At 68.0% G+C, this 22,741-nt stretch carries 18 protein-coding genes; 10 read left to right on the forward strand and 8 right to left on the reverse strand.

The genetic code is table 11. The annotated features are described in order from the left end of the window. Positions 1–226 precede the first annotated feature (226 nt). Positions 227–2,524, forward strand: coding sequence for a TonB-dependent receptor (locus tag AC5P6H_RS01445; RefSeq protein WP_495202257.1), 2,298 nt, complete (start codon positions 227–229; stop codon positions 2,522–2,524). A 445-nt stretch (positions 2,525–2,969) separates the two neighbouring features. On the opposite strand, the gene AC5P6H_RS01450 is transcribed toward AC5P6H_RS01445, so the two are convergent. Further along, on the reverse strand, positions 2,970–4,223 hold the full coding sequence (locus AC5P6H_RS01450; RefSeq protein ID WP_053495753.1) for a flavohemoglobin expression-modulating QEGLA motif protein: 1,254 nt from the start codon (positions 4,221–4,223) through the stop codon (positions 2,970–2,972). Between the two features lie 126 nt (positions 4,224–4,349). Beyond that, on the reverse strand, positions 4,350–5,459 hold the full coding sequence (rsgA, locus tag AC5P6H_RS01455; protein ID WP_032956568.1) for a ribosome small subunit-dependent GTPase A: 1,110 nt from the start codon (positions 5,457–5,459) through the stop codon (positions 4,350–4,352). A gap of 114 nt (positions 5,460–5,573) precedes the next feature. On the opposite strand from rsgA, the gene AC5P6H_RS01460 reads away from it, so the two are divergent. The 3 genes from AC5P6H_RS01460 to AC5P6H_RS01470 are packed head-to-tail and all read left to right on the forward strand — an operon-like array spanning position 5,574 to position 8,193. Further along, on the forward strand, positions 5,574–6,848 hold the full coding sequence (locus tag AC5P6H_RS01460) for a pyridoxal phosphate-dependent aminotransferase (protein WP_495202258.1): 1,275 nt from the start codon (positions 5,574–5,576) through the stop codon (positions 6,846–6,848). Positions 6,849–6,851: 3 nt separating this feature from the next. Beyond that, positions 6,852–7,469, forward strand: a complete 618-nt coding sequence (locus tag AC5P6H_RS01465; protein WP_032956572.1) for an SGNH/GDSL hydrolase family protein — start codon at positions 6,852–6,854, stop codon at positions 7,467–7,469. A gap of 4 nt (positions 7,470–7,473) precedes the next feature. Further along, positions 7,474–8,193, forward strand: a complete 720-nt coding sequence (locus AC5P6H_RS01470; RefSeq protein ID WP_134809270.1) for a class I SAM-dependent methyltransferase — start codon at positions 7,474–7,476, stop codon at positions 8,191–8,193. Between the two features lie 100 nt (positions 8,194–8,293). Here AC5P6H_RS01470 and AC5P6H_RS01475 read toward each other — a convergent pair whose 3' ends face one another. Next, entirely contained in the window at positions 8,294–9,073 is a 780-nt protein-coding gene (locus AC5P6H_RS01475; RefSeq protein ID WP_014648370.1) for a polysaccharide deacetylase family protein, read from the reverse strand. Positions 9,074–9,132: 59 nt separating this feature from the next. Between AC5P6H_RS01475 and grxD the strand changes: the two genes are divergently transcribed. Further along, positions 9,133–10,059 (forward strand): Grx4 family monothiol glutaredoxin, encoded by a 927-nt coding sequence (gene grxD / locus AC5P6H_RS01480; RefSeq protein WP_032956577.1) that lies wholly within the window; start codon positions 9,133–9,135, stop codon positions 10,057–10,059. A gap of 119 nt (positions 10,060–10,178) precedes the next feature. Here the strand turns inward: grxD and AC5P6H_RS01485 are convergent, their stop codons facing one another. The 3 genes from AC5P6H_RS01485 to AC5P6H_RS01495 all read right to left on the reverse strand — a co-directional run bounded on the left by AC5P6H_RS01485 (position 10,179) and on the right by AC5P6H_RS01495 (position 15,042). Further along, positions 10,179–10,718, reverse strand: a complete 540-nt coding sequence (locus AC5P6H_RS01485) for a DUF924 family protein (protein ID WP_014648372.1) — start codon at positions 10,716–10,718, stop codon at positions 10,179–10,181. Between the two features lie 43 nt (positions 10,719–10,761). After that, positions 10,762–11,538 (reverse strand): AMP nucleosidase, encoded by a 777-nt coding sequence (locus tag AC5P6H_RS01490; protein WP_005419211.1) that lies wholly within the window; start codon positions 11,536–11,538, stop codon positions 10,762–10,764. A 117-nt stretch (positions 11,539–11,655) separates the two neighbouring features. Then, a complete protein-coding gene (locus AC5P6H_RS01495) occupies positions 11,656–15,042 on the reverse strand; it encodes an autotransporter domain-containing protein (protein ID WP_346601679.1) in 3,387 nt (1,128 codons plus the stop codon). Between the two features lie 255 nt (positions 15,043–15,297). Between AC5P6H_RS01495 and AC5P6H_RS01500 the strand changes: the two genes are divergently transcribed. The 5 genes from AC5P6H_RS01500 (at position 15,298) to AC5P6H_RS01520 (ending at position 20,075) form a co-directional block, all read left to right on the forward strand. Continuing rightward, a complete protein-coding gene (locus AC5P6H_RS01500; RefSeq protein WP_111205465.1) occupies positions 15,298–16,707 on the forward strand; it encodes an amidohydrolase in 1,410 nt (469 codons plus the stop codon). Then, on the forward strand, positions 16,707–17,969 hold the full coding sequence (locus tag AC5P6H_RS01505; protein ID WP_014648375.1) for an amidohydrolase family protein: 1,263 nt from the start codon (positions 16,707–16,709) through the stop codon (positions 17,967–17,969). The genes AC5P6H_RS01500 and AC5P6H_RS01505 overlap by 1 nt, the downstream gene beginning before the upstream one ends. Before the next feature lie 20 nt (positions 17,970–17,989). Then, positions 17,990–18,622, forward strand: coding sequence for a 2-hydroxychromene-2-carboxylate isomerase (locus AC5P6H_RS01510; RefSeq protein ID WP_126411353.1), 633 nt, complete (start codon positions 17,990–17,992; stop codon positions 18,620–18,622). A 95-nt stretch (positions 18,623–18,717) separates the two neighbouring features. Next, positions 18,718–19,659 (forward strand): DegV family protein, encoded by a 942-nt coding sequence (locus AC5P6H_RS01515; protein WP_032956590.1) that lies wholly within the window; start codon positions 18,718–18,720, stop codon positions 19,657–19,659. Positions 19,660–19,736: 77 nt separating this feature from the next. Then, on the forward strand, positions 19,737–20,075 hold the full coding sequence (locus AC5P6H_RS01520; protein WP_005410998.1) for a hypothetical protein: 339 nt from the start codon (positions 19,737–19,739) through the stop codon (positions 20,073–20,075). A 173-nt stretch (positions 20,076–20,248) separates the two neighbouring features. Here AC5P6H_RS01520 and AC5P6H_RS01525 read toward each other — a convergent pair whose 3' ends face one another. Continuing rightward, positions 20,249–21,661, reverse strand: a complete 1,413-nt coding sequence (locus AC5P6H_RS01525; protein ID WP_495202259.1) for an efflux transporter outer membrane subunit — start codon at positions 21,659–21,661, stop codon at positions 20,249–20,251. Continuing rightward, positions 21,658–22,740 carry an HlyD family secretion protein gene (locus AC5P6H_RS01530; protein WP_346601676.1) on the reverse strand — a complete coding sequence of 361 codons (1,083 nt, stop codon included), beginning with the start codon at positions 22,738–22,740 and terminating at the stop codon, positions 21,658–21,660. Before AC5P6H_RS01530 ends, AC5P6H_RS01525 begins: the two co-directional genes overlap by 4 nt. Position 22,741: the final 1 nt, after the last annotated feature.

Genomic DNA, 22,741 nt, shown 5'->3' on the forward strand with positions numbered 1-22,741 from the left:
CAGTCTCCACGCTGCGCGTGGACCGCCTCCCCCACGGAGTGCGCGGGGCCGGTGAACCTTTGCTTGCGAAGGGAATCCGGCCCCTTTTTTCATCCGGCTGCGGGACCTGCGCGGGTGCCCTGCACCATTCGTTGGTTTTCCGTAAAGAAGGTTTCATGTTCCGTTCGCATAGTGGCCCTGCACCGCGCACGCGTGCCGGTGATCACCCCCCATGCAACGGACCACCATGCAGACCCGACACCTGACGATCGCCGTAGCGATCGTGCTCTCCGCCGCTGCCAGCGCCCATGCCGCCACCACCGCCGATACCGGCGCCAGCACCGATGCCGCGCTGAGCGCGCAGACGCTGGATACCGTCTCCGTGATCGGCCAGGGCGAGACCCGCCAGGTGCAGCGCATCACTGCCGTGGACAAGCAGGTGCTGCCGCCGGGCACCAGTGGCCAGAAGATCCTCGATCGCCTTCCGGGCGTGTCGGTGCAGTCCAACGATGCCTTTGGCGCCAACGAGGAATCGCAGACCATCAGCCTGCGCGGCTTCGACAAGAGCCGCCTGGGCTACACGCTGGACGGCATCCCGCTGGGCGACAACAGCTACGGCAATTACAACGGCCTGAGCATCGCCCGCGCGATCATCGCCGAGAACCTGGCCGGCGCCGAACTGTCGCAGGGCATTGGTTCGCTGGGCGTGGCCTCGACCAGCAACCTGGGCGGCACCATCCAGTATTTCTCGATGGATCCGTCCACCGAATTCGGTGGCCGCGCCAGCGTCACCGTCGGCGACAACCACCAGCGCCGCGGCTACCTGCGCGTGGACACCGGCGACCTCAACGGCTTCTCGGCCTATGTGTCCGGCGTGCACCAGGACCAGGACATGTGGGCCGCGCCGTACCAGAACCAGACCACCCGCCAGTTCAATGCCAAGGCAGTGTGGAACGTTGGCGACCACCGTTTCGGTGCGTTCGTGGCGACCTCGCGCGCCAGCCAGGCCAACTATGCCTACCTGTCCAAGGACATGCTGGCACGCGGACTGGGGTATGACTGGAACATCTACGCGCCGGACTGGGATCGCGCCGTCGCCGCCGCGTACTGCGCGCCTGGCACCTACAACAAGGCGCGCTGCAAGTTCAGCGGCGGCGTCAACAGCATCGACGATGCGTACTATCAGAGCCGTGCGCTGCGCGACGACAACCTGTACTCGGTCGATGCCGACCTGCGCCTGGGCGAGCAGGGCCGCCTGAAGCTGCTGGCCTACCACCACGACAACCGTGGCCAGGGCCACTGGTGGGCACCGGGCCAGCCGTCCTACCCGGGTACCGACAGGATGCTGCCGATCTCGATCCGCAGCACCAACTACACGATCAACCGCGATGGCCTGACCGCCGCGCTGTCGTGGACGGCGGGCATCCACGAGCTGGAAGCCGGCCTGTGGTACGAGCAGAACGACCATAACGTGTCGCGCAACTTCTACTACATCAGCGGCCCGTTCCTGGACGACCTGTACCTGAAGAACCCCGACCGCTTGCTGTTCAACCAGGACTTCGACATCCGCACGCGCCAGTTCTACGTGCAGGACCGCATGCGCTTCCTGGACCAGCGCCTGACCGTGGACGTGGGCATCAAGAGTCCCAACACCCGCATGCGCGCCACCGCGCAGCCCGGCGTTGAAACCCGCATTGCGTCGGGCACACTGACCGCCAAGGAATCGGTGCTGCCGCAGGTAGGCCTGGGCTTCAAGCTCAACGCCAACAACGAGCTGTTCGCCTCCTACGCCGAGAACATCGCCGCCTTCGTCGGCGGTGGCAGCGGCGGCCCGCTGCAGGTGTCGCCGGAATCGTTCGCGGCCAGCGCCGGGCTGGAGCCGGAGAAGTCCAAGAGCCTGGAAGCCGGCTTCCGCACTTTCGGTGAGAAGTACCAGGCCTCGATCGCTGCATACAACGTCAAGTTCGACAACCGCCTGCTGTCGCTGAACCCGTGTTCGAGCATCGAAGTCGGCACGCGCCCGGAGTGCGTGACGCGCTTCATCAACGTCGGTTCGGTGAAGAGCCATGGCGCGGAACTGACTTTCATCCTCAAGCCGATTGATGGCCTGCAGTGGTACAACGCGCTGTCCTGGAACAAGACCACCTACGAGGATGACTACACCTCGGGCGGTGCGATCGTTCCGGTGGCCGGCAAGATCACGGTGGATACGCCGCAGCGCATGGCCTCCAGCGAGATCAGCTGGAACCGCGACGGCTTCTTCGCCAGCCTGCGTGCGAAGTACACCGGCAAGCGCTACTACACCTACACCAACGACCAGTCGGTGCCGGGCGTGACCACCTTCGACGCCGGTGCGGGCTACGATTTCGGCCCGGGCCTGGGCCTGCGCAACGTGCGGGTGTCGTTGAACGCGACCAACCTGACCAACAAGCGCTACGCCGGCCAGCTGAGTTCGTTCGCACCGACTGATCCGAAGGGCACGCGCTATGCGATCCATGCGAGTGCGCCGCGGCAGCTGTTCATGACGGTGGCGGCGGAGTTCTAGGTCAGAAGCGGGCGCTGCGGCGCATTGAGTGTGCCTGCATGGCGCGGGTAGGCAGGCCCATGCAGGACACGCCGTAAACCCGTCCTTGGGGGCTCGATGGCGCCATCCATGGCGCCAACGGTCCTGCATGGGCCTGCCTACCCGCGCTCGACAATTCCCTGCGCCGGCGCGGAGGCAATGGAAAGCAAGAGCAACAGCAAAAGCAAAGCGCCGGGCATTGCCCGGCGCTTTGCTTTTCAAGCTTCTCAAACGCAATCCCTCTGGTGGACCTGCTGCCGCGCCCGCAGGAAATTGTCTGGAGGAGGCGGGGCACCCTGGTCAGGACCGTTGGCGCCATGGATGGCGCCATCGAGCACCATGGAGGGGCTTTTGCGTGTCCTGACCAGGGTGCCCCGCCTCCGCCCAGCCGATAGCAGGCAGGCGCAGGAGGATCCGCCAACGCATTTCATTCCGGCGCCAGCTGGTCCATCCGTATCCGGTTGGCGAACAGCGAGAACGCCAGCATGCCGGCCAGGCCGTTCGCCCGGCTCACCCAATGCGGCAGCCAGCGCGGTGGCTTCAGTATTCCCGCCTCGAACAGCGGCGCGAACGCGATCGCATCGGCCAGGCTCATCTTGCCGGCGAACAACCAGCGGCAGACCTGCAGGCGGTCCTCGGCCAGCATGTGCCGGAAGAAGGTATGCACCGATACCAGGCCGCGCAGGTACACCGTGTCCTTGGTGAAGGCCAGGCCGCCACTCGGCGGCACGCCACGGAACACGCGCTGGGCCGAGGCGAAACTCTCTTCCGCGTTCTGCCCGGCATCGCAGAAATAGCGGAACACTTCGATGAAATCAGCGCCTTCGCGTGCCATCGCAATCGCTTCGGTACGCAGGCTGATGCGTTTCAGGCGCTCGATGTCGATGCTGCCGGTGATCTGCTCGGCGAAGGTCGCCAACCCTTCCTGGGTCGCCGTTACCCGTGGCGAGGACAACGCCAGGCTCGGCAGTACCGGCTGGCCGCGGCCATTCAATGCGGTCAGCGAATGCACCAGCGCTTCGTGGTGGAACAACTGCGCGCGGTCGTAGGCGCTGAAGCGCGCGCTGGTGCGCAGGCGGATGCGGGTCGGGCCGGCGGCGGCCTTGGACACCAGCTCCGGATCCAGCTGCACCTGGATGATGCGCGATTCGAAGAACGCATCCAGATCATTCTGCAGCTGCAGCTGCAGGGCGATGGCCGAGACCGGCACCTGTTCTTCCGGCGCCAGCAGTTCGTGGTCCAGTTCGGCGGCAATCTGTATGAAGTGGCGCGCCGCGTCGCGCGTGCTCGGGCCATTGCCCGGCAGCGGCTGCTCGGGGGCGCCGAACAGCTGCACCGAACAGGTATCAACGGCGGCGGTGCCCAGTCCTTCCAGCAGCTGCGCGGCCAGGTCCCAGCTCTGCGCTGACTGCCGCACGTAGTGGCCCAGCGGATGAGTGTCGTCGCAGTCGGCGGCGATCGCGGCCAGCGCGCGACGTTCTTCGCTGAAGTCCAGCCGTGGGTAATCCACCTTCGGCAGCACCGGCTGGCCGCGCGCCACGCTGTCCAGGAACGGTGCCTGCAGCGTGGCCGGCCAGCTGGTCAGGCCCAGCAGGCGGATGCCTCCCACGGCCTCGACCAGGCGCGCATCGAGCGCTGCATGGTGGGCCACATCACGGTCCAGCGTCGCAGTCGGTTCCATGCGCGGACTATAACGCCCTGCCGTGCCCGGCGCGGTGCGCCGCCGCCCGAGCATTGGCTCGGGCGCTACATGAAATGACTCCACCGCGGACCAGCTGTAGAGCCAAGCCCATGCTCGGCTGCCTTGTTACCGCCTACGCGGCTTGCCTGCCGGGCGGAACTGCTGGCCCTTGCCTTTCTTGCCGCCGCGCTCCTGCGCGGTCTCGGCCTGGCGTACCGCCAGCTTGGCGGCAGCGGCAGCCACTTCTTCCTTCAGCTTGAAATAGTTCAGCAACCGGCTCTCTTCGATCTCGCCCGCCTCGATCGCCGCCCGCACCGCACAGCCTGGTTCCTGCTGGTGCTTGCAGTCGTTGAAACGGCACTGTGCGGCCAGCGCCTCGATGTCGGCGAAGCCACCTTCGGACAGCGTCTCTTCGCCGGTCGGCTTCAGCTCGCGCATGCCCGGGGTGTCGATCAGGCAGGCGCCCGTCGGCAACGGCATCAGCGCGCGGTGGGTGGTGGTATGGCGGCCACGCGAATCGTTGGCGCGCACCGCGTTGGTCTTCATCCGCTGCTCGCCAAGCAGGGTGTTGGTCAACGTGGATTTGCCGGCACCGGAGGAACCGACCAGCACCACCGTGCGGCCCGGGCCCAGCCACGGTTGCAGCACCGCCACACTGTCGGCATCCAGGCCGTTGATCGCATGCAGCGCGATGCCCTGCATCTCCAGCTCTTCCAGCACCGCCAGCGCATCCTCGCTGTACTCGGTCTGGTCGGCCTTGGTCAGCACCACCACCGGTTCTGCACCACCACCGCCGACCAGCAGCAGGTAGCGCTCGATGCGGCGCGGATTGAAGTCGGCATCCAGGCCGCAGACGATGAACACCGTGTCGATGTTGGCCGCGATCACCTGCTGGTGGTAGTGCTCGCCGGCGGCGCCACGCTTGATCGCGGTGCGGCGTGGCAGCAGCGCGACAATGCGGATGCCGTCCAGCAGCACCCAGTCGCCCACTGCAGGCCGCTCGTGGCTGGGGAAGCGCGGGCGCTGCCATTCCGGCAGCGATTCGGCCTTGATCGACGCATCCGGGCCATCGGCCACCACGTAGTGGGTGCGGTGCTGTTCGATCACCCGCGCCGGGCGGGCCTGCGGGTGCGCGGCCATCACGGCCTGCCAGTCGGCCTGCTGCGCCGGGCCCGGCCAGGGCCAACCGATGGTCTGCAGGGCGATGAAATCGGGGGTCTGGGTCATCGCCGCCATTCTACCTGCGCCGGCGCCCTGCCAGCCCAGCAATGACAAGCCCGGCACCCTTGCCATGCACTGCAGCAATTCCGGTAGGATGGAATCCCCATGCCTTTTGACGGCCCAGCCCCCATGTCCACCAACTCGCCCAAGCCCCTGGCCATCCGCGAGCGCCTTTCCGAAGTGCGCTACGAAATCCGCGGAGAACTGGCGCGGCGAGCCCGGGAGCTGGAGGCGCAGGGCCGCAAGCTGATCAAGCTCAACATCGGCAACCCGGGCAACTTCGGTTTCCGCGCGCCCGAGCACCTGCAGCGCGCGATCGCCGATGACATGGGCCGCACCGATCCATACACCCACCAGCAGGGCCTGCCGGTCGCACGCGAAGCCATCGCGGCGTACTACGCCCGCCGTGGCGCACCGGATGCGCACCCCGACCGTGTGTTCGTCGGCAACGGCGTCAGCGAACTGATCGACCTGTCGCTGCGCGCATTGCTCAACCCGGGCGACGAAGTGCTGGTGCCCTCACCCGACTACCCGCTGTGGTCGGCCTCGACCATCCTCAACGATGGCCGCCCGGTGTACTACCGCTGCGCCGCCGAGAACGGCTTCCAGCCGGACCCGAGCGAGATCGAGACGCTGGTGTCCTCGCGCACCCGCGCCATCGTGCTGATCAACCCGAACAACCCCAGCGGCGCCAGCTACCCGCGTGAACTGCTCGAGTGCGTGGTCGAGATCGCGCGCCGCCACAACCTGCTGCTGCTGGTCGATGAGATCTACGACCAGATCCTGTACGACGATGCGGTATTCCAGCCGGTCGCGCCGCTGGCCGGCGACCACCCGTGCCTGACCTTCAGTGGCCTGAGCAAGGTGCACCGTGCCTGCGGCTGGCGCGTGGGCTGGGCCCACCTCAGCGGCGACGACGCGCGCCTGGGCGACTTCCGCGCTGCGCTGGACCTGCTCGGCGCGCTGCGCCTGTGCGCCAACGTGCCGGGCCAGTACGCCATCGAGGCCGCAGTGAACGGCCCGGACACCATCTCCGAACTGTGCACCCCGGGCGGCCGCCTGTATGAAACCCGCCGCGCGGTGATCGAAGCCTGCGAAGCCAGTGAGCACCTGTCGCTGGTCGCGCCGGCCGGTGCGCTGTACGCGTTCCCGGCCGTGGTCGGTGCCGCCGCCAAGGGCTTCGACGACCACAACTTCGCGCTGGATCTGATGAACAATGAAGGCGTGCTGGTGGTACCGGGTTCCAGCTTCAACGTGCCCTACCGCCATCATTTCCGCGTGACCCTGCTGCCGGAAGCCTCGGTGATGCGCGATGTGTTCGCCCGCATCGACCGCGTGCTGGCCCGCCGTGCCGAGGACGCGACCAAGGTCGTACCGTTGAAGCCGCGCCGTTCGGTGGCCTGAGCCGTGGCGCTGTCCTACCTGGCGCTGGGCGATTCGTACACCATCGGAGAAGCCGTTGCCGTTGAAGGCCGCTGGCCACACCAGCTGGCCGCCGCCCTGCGTGCGCAGGATGTGGCGCTGGCCGACCCGCAGACCATCGCCACCACCGGCTGGACCACCGACGAGCTGGACGCCGGCATCGATGCGGCCGCGCCGCAGGGCCCGTTCGATTTCGTCAGCCTGCTGATCGGCGTCAACAACCAGTACCGCGGCCGGCCGCTGGACGAGTACCGCGTACAGTTCCACGCCCTGCTGCAGCGGGCGATCGGCTTTGCCGGTGGCCGCCCCGGGCGTGTGCTGGTGCTGTCCTTCCCCGACTGGGGCGCGACGCCGTTCGGTATCGGCAGCGGCCGTGACCTGGCCGCGATCGAGATCGAGACCGACGAATTCAACGCGGCCGCTGAAGTGATCTGCACCCAGCAGGGCGTGGCCTTCGTCGACATCACAGACATCAGCCGTGACCACGGTGGCGACCCGGCGATGATCGCCGACGACGGCCTGCACCCTTCAGCACGGATGTACGCGCTGTGGAGCGCGCGCGCGCTGCCGGTCGCCGCCCACCTGCTCGGCGGAACGGACTGACCCGATGGATGGCACGCCACGGAACGGCCCGCCCCTGCCCTGCACACCCTTGAGCGCCGCGCAGGCCCGCGCGATCGCCGAGGCATTCCGCCCCGCACACGCCTGGGCCAGCCGCCGCGACTACTACTACACCCGCAGCAAGCTGGGCAGCGACCCGCTGTATGACGGCGTGCTGCAGCACCTGCCTGGCGACGGGCAACCCGTGCTGGACCTGGGCTGCGGGCTGGGCCTGTTCGCCCACGTGCTGCGCCAGCGCGGTGGCTGCCAGCCCTACCTGGGCGTGGACGTGGATGCCGGCAAGATCGCCCGTGCCCAGCGTGCCGCCACCGGCCTGCCCGCTGTGCGCTTCGACTGTCTGGACGTGCAGGCGCCGCTGCCGGCGCAGGCCGGGCATGTGCTGCTGCTGGATGTGCTGCAGTACCTGGACGCGGGCCCACAGCAGGCACTGCTGCGTGAGGCCAGTATGCGGGTCGCTCCCGGCGGCCGCCTGCTGCTGCGCACGCCACTGGCCACCGGCGATGGCCGCGACCGCACCACGCGGGTGGCGGACCGGCTGGCCTGGCTGGTCGGCTGGATGGGCACGCGGCCGCGCCACTACCCCGACCCGCAGGTGCTGCAGGCGACACTGGCCGAGGCCGGATTGAAAGTGACGGCGCCGCGCCCCCTGCACGGGCGCACGCCGTTCAACAGCTGGTTGCTGGTGGCCGAACGCCCCGCGTTGTAGCGCCGAGTGCAGCATGTGCCGGCGCTGCGCCACAGGATGATCGCCAACCCTTGTGGCGCCGAGCCCATGCTCGGCTGCTCCACACCACCAGGGCCCGGCGTTACGGAACCGGCAGCCGCGCCTTCAGCCCCCGCTCGTCCAGCGCCTGCAGCACGCGTTCGATGATCGCCAGGTTGTGGCCGTGGGCGGCCCCCTCATGCAGCAGCACGATGGCGCCCGGGCGCAGGTCCGGCAGCAGCCGCGACAGCACGCCTTCCGGCGTGCAGCCGACACCGTCGTAGCCACGGGCGCTCCAGCCCACGCGCACCAGTCCCAGCGCCTTCAGCACCGGCGCCACGAACGGATTGGTCATGCCCACCACCGAACGGTACCAGCGCACCGGGCGGCCGCTTACCGCATGCAGCGCATGCTGGCAGCCCTCGATCTCGGCACGCATCGCTGCCGGGCCCAGCCGCCAGAAGCGCGCCTGCGGATGGCTGTGGCTGTGGTTGCCCAGGTCGTGGCCGCGGCGCAGGATCTCCTGCACCAGGTCCGGCTGTGCCAGCGCACGCTCGCCCACCAGGAAGAAGGTGGCGCGGGCCTGGTAGCGGTCCAGCAGGTCGAGCACCGCACGGGTCTCCGGGCCGGGACCGTCATCGATGGTCAACCAGACGCTGTTTCCGGCCTCTCCCATCCGGCTCAGCACCGGCGCGTAGAAGCGGCTGTTGGGCAGGAATACCGGCACCAGGAACAGTGCGTGGCTGGCCACCATCACGGGCAGCCCCCAGTGCCAGCCGGCCAGGGCCCAGACCAGGATCACGGCCAGCTGCGACGCCACCAGCCAGGGCAGCCAGCGCCAGGGCCGGGTCGGGATGCGATGCAATGTTCCTGCGTTGCTCATCCCCCATGATGCCATGAGGGGTAGAATTGATGATTCGAATTCCCGGAACCCCGACGTCCATGTCCCTCGATCCCGCCCTGCGTTCGCGCATCGAATCCATCCTCAACGCCAACCGCGTCGTGCTGTTCATGAAGGGCCAGCCGTCGATGCCGCAGTGCGGTTTCTCGGCCAAGGCCGTGGGCGCCCTGCAGGACCTCGGCGTCGAGTTCGCCCACGTCAACGTGCTGGCCGACCAGGAAATCCGTGAAGGCATCAAGGCCTATGGCGACTGGCCGACCATTCCGCAGCTGTACATCGACGGCGAACTGGTCGGCGGCAGCGACATCGTGCTGCAGATGGCTGCCAGCGGCGAGCTGAGCAGCGTGCTGGGCCTGGCCGCGCCGGACCGTACCCCGCCGAGCATCACCGTTACCCCGGCGGCCGTGGAAATGCTCAAGGGCGCGCTGGCCGATGCCCCGGGCGCTGCTCTGCAGCTGTCCATCGACGCCGGTTTCCAGCCGAACTTCCAGCTGGCCCCGCACGACGAAGGCGCCATCGCCGCCGAGTCCAACGGCCTGCGCGTGCAGTTCGACCTGGCCAGCGCCCGTCGCGCCAACGGCATCACCATCGACTGGGTGGACGACATCCGCGGCAAGGGCCTGGCCATCGACAACCCGAATGCGCCCAAGCCGGTGCAGGAAATCAGCGTGCGCGATGCCGACGACCTGGTGCGTGCCGGCAACATCACCCTGGTGGACGTGCGCCCGGCCGACGAGCGTGAAATCGCCGCCGTGGGCGTGCCGTTCAAGACCTTCGACGGCAACGGCCGCGCCGCGCTGGAAGCCCTGCCCAAGGACACCGCGCTGGCCTTCATGTGCCACCACGGTGGCCGCAGCGCGCAGGCCGCCGAGCAGTTCCGCGCCTTGGGCTTCACCAAGGTGTTCAACGTCACCGGCGGCATCAACGCCTGGTCGGAAGACGTCGACAACGGCGTGCCGAAGTACTGATTGAAGGCCCGGGGTCAGAGCCCTTTCCTGCGGAAAGGCGATCTGCCCCCTAAAAAGGGGACGGAGGGAATTAAGTCGTTTGTGGCAAAAACGACTTAATTCCCTCCGTCCCCTTTTTCTTAGCCGGCGAAACCGCCTTCGGCCAGGTAGTCCAGTTCTTCCGGTGAGGGAATGCGACCCAGCACGGCGTTGCGGTGGGGGAAGCGACCGAAGCGGCGGATGATGTCGCGGTGCAGCTCGGCGTACTGCAGGTATTCCTTGTCGCCCAGCACGTCGAACATCGCCACCGAGCGGTCCTGGTCCAGCGGATCCTCGGAGTGCTCGAACGGCAGGTAGATGAAGGCGCGCAGCTTGGGCACCAGCTGCAGGTCCAGGCCTTCCTCGATGGCGCGCATGGCGTAGTGCCGGGCCAGGCCATCGGTGGCGTAGGAATGGGCGCTACCGCGGAAGCAGTTGCGCGGGAACTGGTCCAGCAGCAGCATCAGCGCCAGTGCGCCCTCGGCACTGCCCAGCCAGTGTTCGCGCGCGCGCGAGGCGGCTGCGAAATGCTCATCCAGGAACAACTGGCGGAACTGCGCGTCGAACGCATCATCGCGGGCGAACCACTTCGCAGGGCCCGCCTCTTTCCAGAATTCCACCACGTGCGCGGCAACGTCCATCACCTACTCCCCAGGGCCGGCGCGCCGCGCCAGGCCATCATCATCATTCGTCGAAGCGCAGGTGGCGGACCGACTTGCCGTTGCGCCGGATAAGCTTAAGCGCCTCGATACCGATCTGGATATGGTTTTCCACGAACTGGGAGCTGACCTTGGCATCGGAGGCCTCGGTCTTGACCCCATCGGGGATCATCGGCTGGTCCGACACCAACAGCAGTGCGCCGCTGGGAATGTGGTTGGCGAAGCCAGCGGCGAACACGGTGGCGGTTTCCATGTCGATGGCCATGCAGCGCATCGCCCGCAGCCGCTCCTTGAACGCCTCGTCGTGCTCCCAGACCCGGCGGTTGGTGGTGTAGACGGTACCGGTCCAGTAGTCGTGGCCGAGATCACGGATCATGGTCGAGACCGCACGCTGCAGCGCGAACGCCGGCAAGGCCGGCACTTCCGGCGGCAGGTAGTCGCCCGAAGTGCCCTCACCGCGGATCGCTGCGATCGGCAGCACCAGGTCACCCAGCTGGTTCTTGCGCTTCAGGCCACCGCACTTGCCCAGGAACAGCACCGCCTTGGGCATCACCGCCGACAGCAGGTCCATGATGATCGCGGCATTGGGGCTGCCCATGCCGAAGTTGATCATGGTGATGCCATCGATGGTGGCGCTGGCCATCGGCCGGTCCAGGCCGATGACCGGGGCGCCGGTCAGCGCGGAGAAGGTGTGCAGGTAGCCGCCGAAATTGGTCAGCAGGATATGCTGGCCGAACTGGTCCAGCGGAACGCCGGTGTAACGCGGCAGCCAGTTGTCGACGATTTCCTGTTTGCTCTTCATGCCCGGTCCGGTTCTGCAGGGGCGCCATTGTAGGCAACGCTGCGCCTGCCCTGCCACACAAAGAGAAGGGGCGGCCCAACGGCCGCCCCTCCTGGTTTCCCTGCGGGAGCCGGTGGCTTAGAAACGCACCGACCAGCGCAGGTTGGCACCGTGGTCGCGGCTTTCGTCGCCGAACTGGCCGCTGTAGCCCAGTTCCAGCTGCTGCTTGGCGGTCAGCCAGGCCGAGAGGCCCAGTTCGGCCACCACCGCGCTGTCGGCGATGGGTGCACCGTTGACCACGAAGCTGTCACCGCCGGTGGCAAAGCCCAGGCGGGCCGACGGGTTGCGGTCGCCGCTGGCGTGGCGGTACGCCACCGCGCCGCGCACGTGCAACCAGCTGTCCTGCTGGAACGAGGCCTTCAGGCCCTTGTCGAAGCGCACGCCGGCCGTGGCCAGGGTGGTGCGCACGTCGTCCACCGAACCCTGCAGGGCCGCAGCACCGCCACGCTCGTTCACGTGCTTGGTGTCCACTTCCACGCGGGCCACCTGCACGTACGGCTCCAGGCCAGCCTCGCGGCCACCGAAGCGGTAGGCCGCTTCGATGAAGGCCTGGCGGGTACGCGCGTCGTAGCGGGCGCTCAGGGTGTCGCTGTAACCGGCGAACGCCAGCTCACGGGTACTGTCCACATCGTGTTCGCTCCATGCCAGGCCGCCACGCAGGCCGAAACCGCCCCAATTGTGGCTGGCGTAGGCGCCGAAGTGGGTGTTGTCCACCTTCGACCTCGCACGGCGCCCTTCGCCCTGCTTCACGTCGGTGCGGCCGGTACCGGCCAGCACGCCCACCTGCCAGCCGCCGAACTCGCGGTCGGCACCGACCAGCAGGCCGTTGCTGTTGGCTTCGGTGCGGGCGGTGTTGGTGTTGCCATCCAGCGTGGTGCTGCCGGCCAGGGCCTGCACCCACACACCGGTGGCGTCGCCGCCTTCGGCACCCGGTGCAGCGGCACCGGCACGGCGGGCCAGCGCGGCATCACGCACGTAGCGGCTGCCTTCCAGCAGGGCCGCGCTGGTGGCGGCATGCAGTTCGCCGCTGAGGCTGTCCAGTGCGCTGCCCACCTGTTCCGGGAACAGCATGGTCAGCGGACGCGGCAGGCCCTGGTTGACCGCCAGACCGTCGACCACGGTGGCCACGGCCAACTGGTTGGCGGTGGTGGCCGCGGTAGCCAGCGCGTTGCCGCGGGTCACTTCAATGCGCGCGCCGGCGGCGGAGTAGGCCAGGCCGAACTGCAGGAAGGGCGAGAAGGCGCTGAAATCGGTGCTGGCGAACCGACCGTTCACGCCGCCGTCGGCCTGGATGAAGTTGAACTGCTCGCCCAGGTAGTAGGTGCCCGGTTCCGGCAGCGCCACCAGGGTGCCGCCCAGGGTGGCGGTGCCGGTCACGTGCAGCTGGTCGCTGCGGCTGCCCGGGGCCACCTCGGCCTGGTACACGCCAGTGGCGGTCTGCACATAGTCACCGTTGATGGTGAGCGTGCCGATGGAGTTGCCCGGAGCGATGATGCCGGCCACGGTGGTGTTTCCCAGCTGGCCCACGCCCTTCAGCGTGCCCTTTTCACCCACGAAGGTGCTGCCGCCGGTCTGCACGCCGTTGAAGGACACCACGCCGCCGGTGACGGTCAGGTCCGAGCCGTCCAGCACACCGGTGGCGGTGATGCGGCTGCTGCCGCCCAGGCTGTTCAGCGCTGTGTTCTGCAGGGTGCCGTTCAGCAGGAAGGTTCCGCCGGTCACGTCCACGGCGCTGGTCAGCGTGTTCACGCCGTCCAGTTCCAGCACGCCTTCGCGCACCACCGCGCCGTTGAAGCTGTTGTCGCCGCTCAGGCGCAGCCAGCCGATGCCGCTCTTGGTCAGTTTGCCCGGGCCGCCGATGTCATTGGTCCAGTCGTCCCATGCATCACCTTCCCACACCTTCAGGCCGCCGGCCTTCTGGTTCATCACCACATCGGTGTCCACGCGCAGCGAGCCGTAGCCTTCGACGGCCGCAGCCAGGTTCATCAGGCCCCAGCCGTAGACATCGTCCACGCCTGCAGCACCCAGGTCGGTGGCGGTGGTCAGCAGCACGTCGCGCACCTGCGCGCTGTCCAGGTACGGGAAGCGCTCGAACAGCAGGCCCAGCGCGCCGGTGACGTGCGGGGCGGCCATGGACGTGCCGCTCAGTTCCTCGTAATCGGACGACGGGGTCTGGCTGATGATGTCCACCACCAGGTTGCCATTGTCATCGTAGAAATCACCTTCGATCACCGAATCGGGACCGTACACGGTCGAGTTGATGTTCGAGCCGGGCGCGGCGAGGCACCAGTTCGCCGCCAGGCCACAGCGCATCGAGCGGTTGCTCAGCTCCAGGTCCTGATTGACGTTGACCACGGCCAGCCAGTACGGCTCGACGTCGGCGACGGCGCGCGGCAGCGAGGCATACATGCCGGCAATCGGCGCTTCTTCCGGCGAAGTGTTGGGCGAATCGGTGTTGCCAGCGGCCCATACCTGGATCAGTCCGCTGCTGCGCGAACCTTCGGCCATCGCAGCCAGACTGGCGGCGAACACCGGGTGCGACTGGTACATGTCCAGGTCTTCCGCTGTGGTCGGCTCGTTGGCCAGGCCCCAGCTGTGGTTGATGGCGCGCACACCCTGCTCGTTCATCTGCGCATACAGCTGCGGGTAGATCGAATCGTCGGCCTGGATGGCGGCGATGGTCTGTTCGTCCAGATACAGGGAACCGCCGATATTCACCACCGACAGGTAGGTGGCGCTGTTGGAGAACAGGCGGGCCACGCTCAGGTCGGCGCCGAAGGCAACACCGTGGGTGCCGTTGCCATCACGGTTGGCGGCGATGGTGCCCGACACGTGGGTACCGTGCACGTTGTAGCTCAGGCCTTCGTAGAAGCCATTGCGCTCCAGCAGATCGGCATAGTCCGGGTCGAGCAGCTGGTAGGACACGGCCACCTGGTCACCGTCGCTGGCGAAGCAGGCGTCCGGGCCACTCAGCACTTCGCGCGCGCACAGGCTGCCATCGGCCAGCACGTCGGCCAGATGGATGCTGCGGTGGTCCTTGCCGGCGAACTCGTCGTGGTCCAGGCCGGTGCCGCTGTCGAACACGCCCAGGCGGATGCCGGTGCCGGTCAGGCCGCGTGCGTAGGCCACATCGGCGTTGATCGCCTGCAGGCCCCAGTCGCTGTTGAATTCGGTGGTGCGCCAGCTGGCGGCATCACCCGGCTTGCCCATGATGGGTTCCGGATCGACTTCCACATCGGCGGCGGCGACGGCCAGCGACGGCGAAGCGGTGAGGACCGGTGCGGCAGACGCGGCCTGCAGGCTGCGCTGGAACTGGTAACGCGACAAGGCGTCTGCGTTGCTGTCCTGGGCCAGCGCCGGCAGAGCGGCGGCCATCAGCAGCGAGCCAACAATGGCCGAGGCCAGGGGTGAGGGGAGGATCGAGCGGCGGGAAGCGGTGGAGCGATACGACGGGAAGACAATCATCTGCAGTTACGTCCTTGATTCCTTGAAATATTTCAGGTGCAGCTCCGTCATGGAGCAATGGAAAGCACACCTCACGGCGGGTCAGCGCTCGCTGTCCCACCCGTTGGTAGCGGCAGGTGTCACAAAAAATTAATGCTTCGTTCAGAATTTTTGTATAGGAAAATCCCCACCCCTGCCCCTGCCCAAGGTCACTTGGCAAGTGGTATCGACGACGGATAGCGTCGGCGGATTCACGCGTGGGTTGGGGATCTCTGCATGGCATCGATGGTGTTGCGCGCCGCTCTTGGGCTGGCGCTGGTTTCGTTGAGCACGGCACCGGCAGTGGGCGCCTCGCGCTTCGTCGCCGATCCCTACCCCAGCACCTACCGGGCGCATCCCGATGCGCCGGTGCTGATCCAGAACGCCACCGTGCTCACCGGCACCGGCCAGCGCCTGGACAACGCCGACGTGCTGCTGCGCGAGGGCCGCATCGTCGCCGTGGGCCGCCAGCTGCAGGCCGATGCCGGGGTAACCCGCATCGATGCGCGGGGCAAGTGGGTCACCCCGGGCCTGATCGACGTGCACTCGCACCTGGGCGTGTACCCCAGCCCGGGCGTCGGCGCGCACAGCGACGGCAACGAGATGACCGCACCGGTCACCGCCAATGTCTGGGCCGAGCACTCGGTGTGGCCGCAGGACCCGGGCTTCGCTACAGCCCTGGCCGGAGGCGTGACCAGCATGCAGGTGCTGCCTGGCTCGGCCAACCTGGTCGGTGGCCGTGGCGTGACCCTGAAGAACGTGCCGGCCATCACCTACCAGGCCATGAAATTCCCGGGTGCTCCGTGGGGGCTGAAAATGGCCTGCGGCGAGAACCCGAAACGGGTTTACGGCGAAGGCAAGGGCGTCGCCCCAGCCACGCGGATGGGCAACGTTGCCGGCTACCGCGCCGCCTTCATCGATGCTGCCGACTACATCGCCAAGAACAAACCCAAGCCGGCCAAGCGCAAGGGCTGGTTCGGCAGCGACAAGGGCGACAGCGCCGGTGATGCCGGCGGCAAGCGCGATCTCAAGCTGGACACGCTGGCCGGCGCGATCGAAGGCGACATCCGCGTGCACATCCACTGCTACCGCGCCGACGAGATGGCCACCATGCTCGACCTGGCCAAGGAATTTGGCTTCAAGGTGGCGGCCTTCCACCACGGCGTAGAGGCCTACAAGCTGGCCGACCGGCTGGCCGCCGACGGCGTCTGCGGTGCGCTGTGGGCCGACTGGTGGGGCTTCAAGATGGAAGCCTTCGATGGCATTCCGGAGAACATCGCACTGGTCGACCGGCCGAAGAACAGCTGCGCCATCGTCCATTCCGATTCGCCCGAAGGCATCCAGCGCCTGAACCAGGAAGCGGCCAAGGTGATCGCCGCCGCGCGCCGCGCGCACATGCCGGAGATCACGCCCGAACATGCCATCACCTGGATGACGGCCAATGCCGCCAGAGCGCTGGGCATTGAAGGCCAGACCGGCACCCTGGAGGCCGGCAAGATGGCCGACGTAGTGGTCTGGAACGGCAACCCCTTCGGTTCCTACGCGCTGGCCGAACAGGTCTTCATCGACGGCCGCCGCCTGTACGACCGCAGTGCGCCGGCAGCGACGCCGCGTTCCGATTTCCAGCTCGGCCAGGAGGTGCACTGATGGGCGCGTTGAACAAGCGTCGCCGGGCATGGCTCGGCGCTACGGTCATGGTGCTGGCCTGCCTCTCCGCAGCCGCGCAGGCGCAGGACCTGCTGGTCCGCAACGCCACCGTACATACGGCCAGCGCGCGCGGCAGCCTGCAGCACGCCGATGTACTGGTGCAGGGCGGCATCATCCGCGCAGTCGGCAACGGGCTGTCCGCACCGGCCGGGGCCAACGTCGTCGAGGCCGATGGCCGCCCGCTGACACCCGCGCTGTTCGGGGGCATCACCGAGATCGGCATCGAAGAAGTCTCCGGTGAAGCGAGCACGGTCGACAGCACGCTGAAGATCGGCGAACAACCGTTGCGCCCCGAATTCGATGTCACCCTGGCCTACAACCCGGCCTCGGTGCTGATCCCGGTGGCGCGCCTGGACGGCATCGGCTTCACCGCCCTGGGGGCCGCCACCGGTGGCGGCTTCGTCGCTGGCCAGGGCGGTGTGATGCGGCTGGACGGCAGCGCCGATCCCCTCGGGCCGCGCGCGCTGTTCCTGCGCCTGGGGTCGGCCGCAGTGGAACTGACCGGGCATTCGCGTGCGGCGCAATGGATGCTGCTGCAGCAGATGGTGGACGAGGCGCGTGGCCAGGTCGCCGCGGACTCACCGCATGCGCTGCTGACCCCGGCCGGGCGCCGCACGCTGGGCCGCTACCTGGCCGGCCAGGGCCGCATCGTGGTGGAGGTGGACCGTGCGGCGGACATCCGCCAGCTGCTGCGCTGGGCCGCCCGCGAGAAGGTGAAGATCGCCATTGCCGGTGGCAGCGAAGCCTGGCAGCTGGCACCGGAGCTGGCCGCCGCGCAGGTGCCGGTGTTCGTCGACGTGCTGTCCAACCTGCCGGCCAGCTTCGACCAGATCGGTGCAACCCTGGAAAATGCGGCACGCCTGCAACGGGCCGGCGTGGCGGTCTCGTTCGTGCAGCGTGGCGACGCCTCGCACAACGCCCGCAAGATGCGCCAGCTGGCCGGCAATGCCGTGGCCAATGGACTGCCCTGGGCCGACGGCCTGGCCGGCCTGACCCGGGTGCCGGCCCAGGCGTTCGGTGTGGCCGACCAGATCGGCAGCATCGAGCCGGGCAAGCGTGCCGACCTGGTGCTGTGGGAGGGCGACCCGCTGGACGTGGCGCACTATGCCGAACAGGTCTGGCTGGGCGGCCGGGCGATGCCGATGCGCTCGCGCCAGACCGAGCTGCGCGATCGCTACCTGCTGCGCAACGCGCAGCCCTGACCGCATTGAAGGACACCACCATGGCCACCCTGCGCTGGTATTTCGACTTCGTTTCGCCGTACTCCTACCTGCATTGGCAGAAGCTGAAGCAGCTGCCCGAGTTCCCGCGGATCCAGCCGGTGCCGATCGCCTTTGGTGCCGTGCTGCATCACCTGGGCAACCTCGGGCCGGCCGAGATTCCGGCCAAGCGCCGCTTCATCTACCGCCAGCTGCTGTGGACCGCGCAGGCCGAAGGCACACCGCTGCGGTTCCCGCCGGGCCACCCGTTCAATCCGCTGTCTGCCCTGCGCCTGTGCCTGGCCGCGGGTGGCAGCGCACAGGCGGTGGACGTGCTGTTCGACTGGATCTGGCGCGACGGCAATGCCGCCGACAGCGCCGAGGCCCTGCGCGAACCAGCCGCGCGGCTGGGGATCGAGGATGTCGCCAGCGCCATCGCGACTCCCGCGGTCAAGGAGCAGCTGCGGAAGAACACCGAGGCCGCCATTGCAACCGGCGTGTTCGGCGTGCCGACCCTGGCCATCGATGGCGAACTGTTCTGGGGCAACGACGCCCACCCGCTGATGGCGGCGGTGCTGGCCGACCCGGATCTGCTGCGGCAGCCCGAATGGCAGCGCCTGGCCGAGCTTCCGGTGGCCGTGCAGCGCAGTCGCTGAACAGGGCGTGCCGCGTTTCCCTCGCGCGCCACGCCAGAATTTGAGATAGATTTCACATTTCCGAACCTACAACCGCCCTGGAGGGGGAGCCGCGGATGCGCATCGGAATCGTCGTCGACTCGGCCTGCGACCTGCCGCAGGACTTCATTGCCGAGCACAACATCGTGCTGCTGCCGATCACCGTACGGATCGGCGAAGCCGTGCTGGCCGATCATCGCGATGAGCAGGCCACCCTGAGCTTCCTGCACGCGCATGTGGCCGAACATGGCGCTGAAGCGGAAACCATCCCCTTCAGCGTCAACCAGATCCGCGACCTGTTCCTGCAGCAGCTGGTGATCGATTACGACCACGTGTTCTGCATGACCATCACCAAGACCCGCAGCCCGATCCACGACAACGCGCTGCAGGCCAGCTTCGCCATCCTCAACGATTACAAGCCGGTGCGGCAGGCAGCGGGCTACAACTCGCCGTTCGCGCTGCGCGTACTTGATACCCAGAACCTGTTCGCCGCGCAGGCCGTGACCGCGGTGGAGGCTGTCCGCCTGCGTGACAGTGGCGCCAGCGTGCAGCAGATCCGCGAACGGCTGGAAGAACTGGCCGGCAACGTGCACGGCTACATGATCACCCGCGACCTGTACTACATGCGCGCACGCGCGCGGCACAAGGGCGACCGCAGTGTCGGCCTGCTCAGCGCGGCACTGGGCAGTGCACTGGACATCAAGCCGGTGCTGCACGGCTACCGTGGCGAGACCGGGCCGGTGGCCAAGATCAAGGGCTTCGACAGCGCCGTGCAGAAGCTGTTCGCGGTGGTCGGCCAGCGCGTGCGTGCGGGGCTGATGACGCCGACGGTGTGCGTCAGCTACGGCGGCGAACTGGACGAGCTGCGCAGCCTGCCCGGCTATGCACAGATGAAAGAGGTCTGCGCCGGCCATGGCGTGACCGTGTACGAATCGGTGATGAGCCTGACCGGCATGGTCAACGTCGGCAAGGGCGCGGTCACCGTGGGATTTGCCGATGGGCCGCATCGGTTCGAATGAGCGCTGGCCACGGCCGGAATCTGCACATCGATTCCACCCCGACTGTGCCAGCCTTGCCGCACTTCAAGGAGAACTCCATGCCTGCGCAGTACCACATCAGCCTGCCCGATCCGTCCAAGGCCCGCGGCAACGACCCTGACCTGTCCTTCCATTCCCAGGGCGCCGCCGGTTTCGCCGAAGAGCTGCAGGATGCCCTGCGCAGCGGCACGCTGTTCGAACGCTGGAAGGCCAAGCAGCCCGACCCGGATGCGGTGGAACCGCAGTGGGGCGTGACCGACCCGGAGGCCACCGTGACCGGCGAGCAGAAGGACCTGCGCATCAACCTGGTCGCCACCACCCGCATCGACAGTGACGTGTTCAAGCAGCGCCTGCGCCTGCTGGCCGGCAGCCACTGGGAACTGCGCGACGTGCGTTGAGGCACCCGCCCGCCGGTCATGGCCCGGCGCTACCGTGCCCGTGTCGTGATCGACCCGGTGCCGATGACCATGCTCTGGTAGACGCCACCCTTGGTTGGCGCTCCAAAAAAACTGCCAACCAAGGTTGGCAACTACCGACGAACCGCCGGGCATGGCCCGGCGTTTCTCTATCGCTACCAGCCGCCACCGAGCGCGCGGTACAGCTCCACCCGCGCGATCGCGGCGGCGGCCTGGCTGTTGGCCAGCGCGGCCTGGTTGTCCAGCGCGATGCGCTGGGTGGTCAGCACGTCCAGCATGTCGACCACGCCGGCCTGGTACTGCCGGCGCGCCGCCCCCAGTGCCGTCTCGCTCTCATCCACCGCCACGTGCAGCTGCACCGTGCGCTGCTGCTCGGCACTGTAGCCGTCCATGGCGTCGTCCACCTCATGCCAGGCCTGCAACACGGTACGGCGGAACTGCAGGGCCGACTGTTGCTGCTGCAGCCTGCTCAGCGCGAGGTTCGCCTTCAGCCGCCCGCCCTGGAAGATCGGCAGGCTGATCGACGGCCCGATGCTGAAACGGTGCGCGTTCCAGCCATCCAGGTCATCCAGCTGCTTGGCCTGGAAGCCTGCGTCACCATTCAAGGTGATGCGCGGCAGGAAACTGGCCTTGGCCACGCCGATGCCGGCCGTTGCCGCATGCAGTGCCGCCTCGGCACGACGGATGTCCGGGCGACGCTCGGCCAGTTCACTCGGCAGACCCACCGCCACCGCTGGCAACGCCGGCCAGTCACGGCGTGCATCCTGCAGCTGCGCGTCCAGTGCCTGCGGCGGCTGTGCCAGCAGGAACGCCAGCGCATTGCGCAGCTGCGATTCGCGATGCCGCAGCGGCGCGATGCGCGCCTGCAGCGAAGCCACCTGCGCGGCCGCGCTGGACACCTGCAGCGTGCTGGCCACGCCCTGCTTCTGGCGCGCCTCGGTCAGCCGTTTGATGTCATGCGCGATGCTGAGGTTGTCCTCGGTGATCGCCAGCAGCTGCCGCGTCGCACGCAGCTGCAGGTAATCACGCGCGGTTTCCGCCAGCAGCGCGATGCGCACGGCGTGTGCATCCTCCTCGGCCATCTGCACGCGCGCGTCGGCCGCTTCCACCTGGCGCCGCACGCGGCCCCACAGGTCCAGTTCCCAGCCCAGGCCGATACCGGCCTGGAACAGCCCGTAGTCATCACGGCCGCCGTTGCCGGACGGATCATTCAGGCCCACCTCGCTGTTGCGTGCACGCACGCCACTGGCGCTCGCGCTGACGCTGGGCAGGTGATCGGCGGCGGCGGTGCCGCGCGCGGTGCGACTCTGCTGCACGCGGTTGGCGGCCAGCTGCAGGTCCAGGTTGGCCGCCAGCACCTGGTGGGCCAGCTGCCCCAGCAGCGGATCGTCGAAGCCGGCCCACCAGGCGGCGTCCTGATCGATGGCGTTGCCGGCGACAGCCCCACCCTGCCAGTGGCCGGGCAGTTCCGCCTGCGCGCGTACGAAGTCCGGGCCCATCGCGCAGGCAGCCAGGGCCGTGCACAGGCTGGCCGCAACGAAGGTGCGGAAAACGGTAATGGCGCTCATGCGCCCTCCCCGCGCTTGTGGCCCGGTCCGTGCTGCATGCTCTGCGCACGCGCGCGGCTGCCCAGGTCAACGCTGGCTTCCACCGACATGCCGGCACGCAGCTGGTCCAGCAGCGGCTGGCCCGGCTCCAGCACGATCTTCACCGGAATGCGCTGCACCACCTTGGTGAAGTTGCCGGTGGCGTTCTCTGGTGCGACTGCAGCAAAGGTGACGCCGGTGGCTGGTGCAATGCTGTCGATGTGCCCGCGCAGCGGCGTGCCCGGGAATACGTCCACCTTCAGTTCGACCTGCTGGCCGGCCTGCATGCGGGTCATCTGCGTTTCCTGGAAGTTGGCGACCACGAAGGCGCGCTTCAGCGGGACCACCGCAGCCACCGGCGTACCCGGGGTCAGGTAGGCACCGACGCGCACTGCGCGGCGACCGACCATGCCATCGATCGGCGCGCGCAGCACGGTGTGCGACAGATCCAGTTCGGCGCGTGCCTGTGCCGCTTCTGCACGCTGCACCGCCGCCTGTGCAGCCTGCACGCCCGCGCTGAGGATGTCGGTGCGCTGGCGTGCGGTCGACAGTGCGGCCTGGCCCTGCTGCAGATGCGCACTGGCCACGGCCTGCTTCGACTGCGCCTGCTGCGCGTTCTGCACGGTACCGGCGCCATCACGGGCCAGTTCGCGGTAACGCTGCTGGTCGGCACTGGCCAGGGTCAGTTCGGAACGGCTGACATCGACGCTGGCCCTGGCCTGCGCGATCAGCGAGTCCTGCTGGGCCAGTGCGGCCTGCGCATTGGCCAGCTGCGCACGGGCATTGGCAAGGTCGGCACGCGCAGCCTGCAGTGCCACCTGGTAGTCGCGGTCGTCGATGCGGGCAAGCACGTCACCGGCCTTCACCGACTGGTTGTCCTCTACGTCCACGGCACTGACGAAGCCGGCAATCTTCGGCGCTACCAGGGTGTAGTCGGCCACCACGTACGCATTGTTGGTGGTCTGGTGACCGCCATCGCGCAGCAGCAGCCACGCGCCGATGGCCAGGGCCAGCACGCCCAGGCCCAGGCCGGTGTTGAGAGGGGTTCGATTGATCGTCATG

Source organism: Stenotrophomonas sp. YJH_SMC_110 (genome assembly GCF_059369255.1).

Excerpts from the sequence above, each read along its gene's own strand:
- AC5P6H_RS01530 (WP_346601676.1), bottom strand. The coding sequence starts at position 22,740 with ATGACGATCAATCGAACCCCTCTCAACACCGGCCTGGGCCTGGGCGTG.
- AC5P6H_RS01490 (WP_005419211.1), bottom strand. The coding sequence starts at position 11,538 with ATGAAGAGCAAACAGGAAATCGTCGACAACTGGCTGCCGCGTTACACC.
- AC5P6H_RS01505 (WP_014648375.1), top strand. The coding sequence starts at position 16,707 with ATGGGCGCGTTGAACAAGCGTCGCCGGGCATGGCTCGGCGCTACGGTC.
- AC5P6H_RS01475 (WP_014648370.1), bottom strand. The coding sequence starts at position 9,073 with ATGAGCAACGCAGGAACATTGCATCGCATCCCGACCCGGCCCTGGCGC.
- AC5P6H_RS01500 (WP_111205465.1), top strand. The coding sequence starts at position 15,298 with ATGGCATCGATGGTGTTGCGCGCCGCTCTTGGGCTGGCGCTGGTTTCG.
- rsgA (WP_032956568.1), bottom strand. The coding sequence starts at position 5,459 with ATGGCGGCGATGACCCAGACCCCCGATTTCATCGCCCTGCAGACCATC.
- AC5P6H_RS01485 (WP_014648372.1), bottom strand. The coding sequence starts at position 10,718 with ATGGACGTTGCCGCGCACGTGGTGGAATTCTGGAAAGAGGCGGGCCCT.
- AC5P6H_RS01445 (WP_495202257.1), top strand. The coding sequence starts at position 227 with ATGCAGACCCGACACCTGACGATCGCCGTAGCGATCGTGCTCTCCGCC.
- grxD (WP_032956577.1), top strand. The coding sequence starts at position 9,133 with ATGTCCCTCGATCCCGCCCTGCGTTCGCGCATCGAATCCATCCTCAAC.
- AC5P6H_RS01450 (WP_053495753.1), bottom strand. The coding sequence starts at position 4,223 with ATGGAACCGACTGCGACGCTGGACCGTGATGTGGCCCACCATGCAGCG.
- AC5P6H_RS01495 (WP_346601679.1), bottom strand. The coding sequence starts at position 15,042 with ATGATTGTCTTCCCGTCGTATCGCTCCACCGCTTCCCGCCGCTCGATC.
- AC5P6H_RS01520 (WP_005410998.1), top strand. The coding sequence starts at position 19,737 with ATGCCTGCGCAGTACCACATCAGCCTGCCCGATCCGTCCAAGGCCCGC.
- AC5P6H_RS01515 (WP_032956590.1), top strand. The coding sequence starts at position 18,718 with ATGCGCATCGGAATCGTCGTCGACTCGGCCTGCGACCTGCCGCAGGAC.
- AC5P6H_RS01470 (WP_134809270.1), top strand. The coding sequence starts at position 7,474 with ATGGATGGCACGCCACGGAACGGCCCGCCCCTGCCCTGCACACCCTTG.
- AC5P6H_RS01510 (WP_126411353.1), top strand. The coding sequence starts at position 17,990 with ATGGCCACCCTGCGCTGGTATTTCGACTTCGTTTCGCCGTACTCCTAC.
- AC5P6H_RS01460 (WP_495202258.1), top strand. The coding sequence starts at position 5,574 with ATGTCCACCAACTCGCCCAAGCCCCTGGCCATCCGCGAGCGCCTTTCC.
- AC5P6H_RS01525 (WP_495202259.1), bottom strand. The coding sequence starts at position 21,661 with ATGAGCGCCATTACCGTTTTCCGCACCTTCGTTGCGGCCAGCCTGTGC.